The organism is Pseudomonas sp. MWU13-3659 (genome assembly GCF_023757525.1).
Classification (GTDB): Bacteria; Pseudomonadota; Gammaproteobacteria; order Pseudomonadales; family Pseudomonadaceae; genus Aquipseudomonas; species Aquipseudomonas entomophila_E.
Genome location: NZ_JAMSHW010000004.1, coordinates 306898 through 313209 on the forward strand (window position 1 = coordinate 306898; position 6312 = coordinate 313209).

Consider the following 6312-nt stretch of genomic DNA (forward strand, 5'->3'; position numbering starts at 1 on the left):
TTTCACTCGATATCGGCGGTGGAGGCGGCCAGCAGGCCGCAGCGCCGGCTCGCGGCGCGGCCGATGATCTCGGCCAGGCTCAGCACCTGGGCCGTCAGCGGGCCACGGTCGGCGCCCTGCACGATCACATCCCGGGCCTGGCGGTAGTCGTGCCAGAAGCCAGGCTTCAGTGCCCGCCGCGGCGCAGCCAGCAGCAGCATCGCCAGGGCGATCATGCGCGGTTGCAGGGTGGCGTGCAGGGTTGGCGCCTGGGGTGCATCCAGCGCCGCCACCAGTTGCCGGCGCTGGTCGTCGAACAGGTGCACGCCGCTGGTGGCCCTGGGGTTGCATTCGAGTACATGGAAGCGGTCTTGCTGGTCCTCGATGAAATCGAAGCCCACTTGCCCGGTGTAGCCGGTGGCCTGGCCAAACTGCTCGACGAAGGCGGCGATCGGCGCCGGTGCGCAGCTGTGAAAATAGATGCCCGACCCGCGCCCGACCCGGTAGCGCGGCTGGTAACTGGCGTGGGCGGTAAGCTTGCCGCCCACCAGCACGCTGAAGCTGCAGTATTCCTGCCCGGCGACGAACTGCTGGGCCACCCAGGGCGCCTGGGCGCTGGGCTTGAGCCGGGCCAGTTGCGCAGCGCCCGGGCGGATCAGCGTGTGCGAGGCGAAGCGCGAGTAGGCCGGCTTGAACACCAGGCTGTCGCGCTCGCCGGCCAGCGCCTGCAGTGCCTGGACGTCGTGCAGCACGCGGGTGGGCGGTGCGGCCACCGCCCAGCCCTGGGTCATGGCGGCGAAGTCGCCCTTGTGGTGCAGGCGGTGCAGCAGCGCGAAGTCGCTGGTGAACACCCGGCACAGCGGGCGCAGGCGCTCCAGGCCGTGGGCCAGGTAGAACACCTCTTCACAGGTGGGCAGCAACAGGTCGATGTGCCGCTTGTGCACCACATCGGCCAGCGCCTCAAGCCACGCCTCGGGGTCTTGGCGGGGCTCGGGCAGGCGCACGAAGTGCTCGACCGCGTGGCTGAAGCGGCTCAGTGGCTGGGCCAGCGAGTCTGCCACGTTGACCGACCAGCCGGCCTCGGCAAAGGCGCGGGCCCACTCCAGGCACGCCGGTGCGCGTGCCCCCAGAATCAATACACGCATGGCAAACCCTCGGGCAGTTGCAGCATCAGCAGGCGGCGGCGCTTGCTGTGAGGTGGGGGCGCCTGCCAGTGGCCGAAGCTCAGGCGTGGCGGCTGCAGGCCATGGGCCTGGCAAAGCTCGGCCAGGGCTGTGGCCAGGCGTTGGCAAAGCTGGGTGTGGTCGCCTGCGCCGAGCACATCCACCTGCCAGTCGAGCCCGTGCTGGCGAACCTGGTACTCCTCAAGCGCCGGCCCCAGCATCAGCAGGCTGCGGCGCAGCACATCGGGGTACAGCGGCGCCAGTTGCCGGCCGTCACTGCGCGGCAGCCAGAGCACCTCGTCGGCGCGGCCTTCCACGGCGGCGATGGCCCGCTCGGCGCGGCCACAACGGCAGGGTGCATTGGCAACCCGCAGGATGTCGTTGAGGCGGTAGCGCACGATCAGTTGGGTGCGCCGGGAGAAGTCGGTGATGATCGGCTGAAAGCGAGTGCGCGCAGCGTCCAGCCATTGCGGTTCGATGTGCAGGTGGCTTTCGTTCAGGTGCAGCGTGCCGGCCTCGCAGGTGTAGCCGAGAAAACCCTCGCTGGCCTGGTAGATCTGCTGTGGGCGCCGGCCGAAGGCTTGCTCGACCAGGTCGGCGTCGGGGCTTTCCAGCACTTCGGCCACCGACAGGATGTGCCTGGGGGCCAGCGCCAGGCGCCCGGCCAAGGCGGCCTGGGCCAGCCCGCGCAACACCGTGGCCGGCGCCACCAGCACGTCGGGGTTGTGTTGCGCCAGGCGCGCCAGCGAAGCCTCAAGGCCCAGGGTGAGGTCGTGGAAGGCGAAGTCGATGCGCCGGCTGGCCAGGGTGGTGTACAGGCGGCTGTTGGCGCGCAGGAAGAACGCCACCCGCAACGGTGCCAGCCACGGGCACAGCAGCCGTGGCAGCAATGCCCGCGGCAGGGTGCGGGCCAGAAGAATGCCGGCCCAGCGCTGGCGTTCCTCGCTGCTGACCAGAAACACCCCCTGCGCCCCCGAAGTGCCGCTGGAAAGGCCCACGGTGATATCGCCCAGGGTCGGGCTGAAGTCGCGCGAGCGTTCCGCTTCAAGGGCCACCGGCAGCACCTGCTCAAGGCTCAGGGCGCGGGTGTTGAACCCGGCGAAATCGCCCATCAGGGTGCTTTTGTCCATCAGCGGCAAGGCCTGCAAGTTGGCGTGGCGAACCCCCTCGAAGCGCTGGCTGCGGGGCATCACCCTGGCCATGAAGCCGGCCAGGCATCGGGCCTGCCAGGCTTCCAGCCGGTCACGCCGGCGAAAGCGCAGGGCATAGCGGCTGACGATGAAGGCGCCGAGGCTGCGCAAGGTGCCCATCAGGCGTTCACCGCTCATTAATGAAGGCCTCCCAGGCCTGGGTGCAATGGGACGGCAGCACCGCCAGCGCCGGTTCCCGGCACAGCAGTTGGCCCAAAGCGTGGTAGGTGCGGGTGTACTGCCGGCGCTCGGCGCTGGCGAACCACAGCGCCGGCGCCGCCGGCAGGCGCCCGGCGCGGCAGGCCGGGGCCGACCAGCAGGCATCGGCCACCAGGAACGCCGGCCGGCCCTGGGCGTCGGGGATGAACAACCCCAGCTGCCCGGTGCTGTGCCCCGGCAGCGGCACGCCGATCAGGCTGGCGTCACCGAACAGGTCCAGGCCGTGCTCGAACGGTGCCATCCAGCCCGGCAGCGTGCAGCGCGCACTGGCATCGGCCAGTTGCAGGCGGGCACTGAAATCCTCTGGCAGCAGCCCGGGCAGGTGGCCGCCCAGGGTGGCGCGCCAGCGCTGCCCGCGCAGGCCTTCGAGGTGCCGGTAGTCGGCCTCCAGGGCAATGAAGCGGGCATTGCTGAAGTCGCGCAGCCCGGCGATGTGGTCGGCGTGAAAATGCGAAATGATCACGTAGCGGATATCCGCAACACTCAGCCCCAAGGCATGCAACTGCGCCGAAAGCTGTTGCGCCGCTGGCAGTTGCACCGGCACTGCGCTGCGGTACAGGCGCTCGGGCAATTGGCGGGTAGCGTGGAAGAAATGCTCGGCGTAGCCGGTGTCGTAGAGAATCCAGCCGTGCTCGGGGTGGCGGATCAGCCCGCACAGCGCCGGGAACTGCGCCGGCGCCAGGCGCCCGCCGCGGTCGGCCATGCACGCCAGGTGCTGGCACCAGCCGGCGCGCAGAATGCGCAACTGCACGCTGCGGCTCATTGCGCGCCACCTTGCCGGGCCCGCCACCACTGGGCATAGCGGGCGATGCCCTCGGCCTGGCTGAGCACCTGGCGGTAACCCAGCTCGCGCTCGATGGCGCCGATGTCCAGAGTCTGGCTGAAGGCCAGTACCCCGGCGCCGTAGCGGGTGATCAACGGTTCGCGGCCATCGCCCAGGCGCGCCTTGAGCTCCAGCAGGTGGGCCACGGCGTGCACCAGCGGCCAGGGCAGCCTGCGGGTGCGCAGCGGCAGCTGGAACTGTTCGGCCATCTGTGCAAGCAGCGCGTTGAACGGCAGCGGCGTGCCGTTGCTCAGGTTGTACACGCACAGCGGGCGCGGCAGGGGGCGGGTGAGTGCCAGCCATACCGCATGCACCAGGTTGTCGACGCAGGTCAGGTCCAGTTGCGCCTGGCCGCCGCGCATCAGCGGTATCGCCCCGCGGCGCATCACCCGCAGCAGGCGCGGCATCAGCGTTGCGTCCCACGGCCCGAACACCGCCCGTGGCCGCAGGATCACGCATGCCGGCAGCTCGGCCAGGGCCAGCAGGGCCTCGGCCTGCGCCTTGGTGCGCGCATACTGGTTGACCGGCGCTGGCAACGGCTGGTCTTCGCGGATGCCCAGGCGGTCGCGGTAGTCGAAGTACAGGCTCGGCGTGGAAAGGTGCACCAGCCGGGCGATACCGTTGGCCTGGCAGGCCTGGATCACCTCGGCGGTTGCCTCGAGGTTGGCGTCGCGAAACGCTTGCGCCGAGCCCCACGGCGAGGACAGCGCCGCGCAGTGCACGATGGCGTCGCAGCCTTGGCTGGCCTCGGTCAGTTGGCCCGCCGCCTGGGCGCTGCCGTGGGCCAATGCCAGCCAGCTCACCTGCGCGGGGCTGTGGTCGATGACCTCGGCAGCGGCCTGGGCGTTGCGCCCGCTGAACAGCACCTGCCAACCCTGGGCGGCCAGGTGCCAGACCAGATGCCGGCCAATGAACCCGGTGCCACCGGTAACCAGGACTTTCATCAGAACTCCAGGATCGCACCGCCGAGGGACAAGCCCGCGCCGGTGCCGATCAGCATCAACCGTTGCCCGCGCTGGATGCGCCCGTCGCGCACGGCGATGTCCAGTGCAGTGGGCAGCGAGGCCGCCACCTGGTTGCCATGCCGGGCAAAGATATCGATGACTTTGCCCGGGGCCACCCCCAGGCGCCTGGCCGCATGCGCCATGGCCTGCTGGCTGGCCTGGTGGGGGATGACCCAGTCGATCTGCGCAAGGCCAAGCCCGGCCTGGGCCAGCAGGTCGTCCAGCAGCGCCGGCAGGTGCTGCGCAGCCAGGCGGAACACCCGCTTGCCGTGCATGCTGAAACTGGTCAGCGGCTCGAACGGCTGGTCGATGCGCCTTGGGTGAAAGCGCGAACCGCCGGCCGGTATCTGGCACAGCTCGGCGCCTTCGGCGTAGGTCTTCAGGCGTGAAGCAAGCACCTTGCCGCCGCCGTCCCCCGGGCCCAGCACCACGGCCGCTGCGCCGTCGCCAAAGATGCCGCTGACCTCCACCTGCTGCCAGTCGAGCCCGCACGAGGCGATATCGGCGCACACCAGCAGCACCCGCCGGTACTGCCCGGCCTGGATCGGCCACGACAAGGTGTCGAGCGCGGCAATGAAACCCAGGCAACTGGCGTTGATGTCCAGCGCCGGTATGCCGCTGTGCCCCAGGCCCAGTTCACGCTGCAGCAAGGCGGCGTTGCACGGCATGCCCTGGTCCTGGGTGGCGTTGGCACAGACGATCAGGTCCAGCTCGTCCAGCCCTACGCCGGCTGCCTGCAGGGCCTGGTGCGCGGCACTCGCGCCCAGGCTTGCGGCGTTGTCGGCGGGGCCGGCGACATGGCGTTGGTGCACCCCGCTGATCCGCGCCACGCTGCAGGGCGCCAGGCCCAGCGGGGTGTCCAGTTCGGCACTGGTGAGCACCCGTGACGGCAGGCTGTGACCGGTGCCGAGAATGGCCAGTGCGCGGGCGGGGCGGGGGGAGGGAGCTGAAACGTGCATGGGTGTTCCATCAGTGGTGCGTCGGGGGTGAGTGGAGCATTCAGCGGCTTGTCGGCGGCACCGGGCATTGGCTCAGAAACGCCTGCAAGCCTTGCTGGTAAAGCGCTTGCGGCATCAGCTCGCTGTGCCGGGCGATGTACAAGGCCTTGCCTTTGCGCTCCAGCCGGGCACAGCTTACGGCGTAGAAGTCCGGGGTTTCGCGCAGGTGGGTGACCTGCCCCCAGGCCAGCTTGGCTTTGGCGCCCTTGGCGCGGCTCAAGCTCAAGCCCTGATCGTCGAAGGCCAGGCAGTAATGCCCTTCGCTGGCCTTGAGGGCCTGGCGCAATTGGAATGCGATCAGGCGGTGGTTCAAGCGTTGCAAGGGCTTGCGCGGTTCGCGTGGGGCCAACAGGCGCGCGAGGAACGGAAATAGCCGTCGAAGCCAGGCGCGCTGGCGGTTCTGCCAGGTCTCGACCCGCGCGATCAGCGCGTCATGCTTGCGCGTCTCCAGGGCCAGTTTTGCGGCCAGGCGGGTTTCGGTGTGGGCGGGGGTCACGCTGAAATGCAGTTCCATGGTGCAGGCTGGCCGATGTCCGTGTTCGGTGAGGGCGGCAGCATACCGGATTTGCCTGCGGCAAGTTAATCGAGTATGTATGAAGTGGAGACGTAGTCGTGGAGATCAATACAATTATTAGCCTGTTCGGGCAAAAAGAATCCATGGAGCTGGTACGTTTGTCGGTTGTGTATGTTCATTTATTGGCGTGTTGCATTGTCATTGGCCTGGTGTTCGCCAGCGACGTGACGATGGCCAAGGGCCTGTTCAATGGCCGCGCGGCGGCAGGGCACGATGCCAGCCACCTGGCCGGCCTGCAGAAGTCGGTAGGCAATGCGTTGATCTTCCTGTGGCTGAGCGGCGCCGCGGTGATAGGCATCGATTATATTGAAATAGGCATGTCTGACATAACACATGATTTAACATAATATACATTATGCGCA

6 protein-coding genes and 1 pseudogene are annotated in these 6312 nt (G+C 68.6%); 1 reads left to right on the forward strand and 6 read right to left on the reverse strand.

Annotated features, from left to right (window positions below):
- Positions 1-2: 2 nt before the first annotated feature.
- The 6 genes from NGM28_RS08335 to NGM28_RS08360 are packed head-to-tail and all read right to left on the reverse strand — an operon-like array spanning position 3 to position 5890.
- Positions 3-1124: an ATP-grasp domain-containing protein gene (locus NGM28_RS08335; protein WP_252089712.1), complete on the reverse strand. Its 1122-nt coding sequence runs from the start codon at positions 1122-1124 to the stop codon at positions 3-5.
- Positions 1112-2470 (reverse strand): F390 synthetase-related protein, encoded by a 1359-nt coding sequence (locus NGM28_RS08340; RefSeq protein WP_252089714.1) that lies wholly within the window; start codon positions 2468-2470, stop codon positions 1112-1114. The genes NGM28_RS08335 and NGM28_RS08340 overlap by 13 nt, the downstream gene beginning before the upstream one ends.
- On the reverse strand, positions 2460-3314 hold the full coding sequence (locus tag NGM28_RS08345; RefSeq protein WP_252089716.1) for an MBL fold metallo-hydrolase: 855 nt from the start codon (positions 3312-3314) through the stop codon (positions 2460-2462). The genes NGM28_RS08340 and NGM28_RS08345 overlap by 11 nt, the downstream gene beginning before the upstream one ends.
- Positions 3311-4318: an NAD-dependent epimerase/dehydratase family protein gene (locus NGM28_RS08350; RefSeq protein ID WP_252089718.1), complete on the reverse strand. Its 1008-nt coding sequence runs from the start codon at positions 4316-4318 to the stop codon at positions 3311-3313. The genes NGM28_RS08345 and NGM28_RS08350 overlap by 4 nt, the downstream gene beginning before the upstream one ends.
- A complete protein-coding gene (locus NGM28_RS08355; RefSeq protein WP_252089720.1) occupies positions 4318-5337 on the reverse strand; it encodes a beta-ketoacyl-ACP synthase 3 in 1020 nt (339 codons plus the stop codon). The genes NGM28_RS08350 and NGM28_RS08355 overlap by 1 nt, the downstream gene beginning before the upstream one ends.
- A 40-nt stretch (positions 5338-5377) precedes the next feature.
- Positions 5378-5890, reverse strand: a complete 513-nt coding sequence (locus NGM28_RS08360; protein WP_252089722.1) for a hypothetical protein — start codon at positions 5888-5890, stop codon at positions 5378-5380.
- A 143-nt stretch (positions 5891-6033) separates the two neighbouring features.
- Between NGM28_RS08360 and NGM28_RS08365 the strand changes: the two are divergent.
- Positions 6034-6273 (forward strand): annotated as a pseudogene (locus NGM28_RS08365) (hypothetical protein); the annotation flags it as partial.
- Positions 6274-6312: the final 39 nt, after the last annotated feature.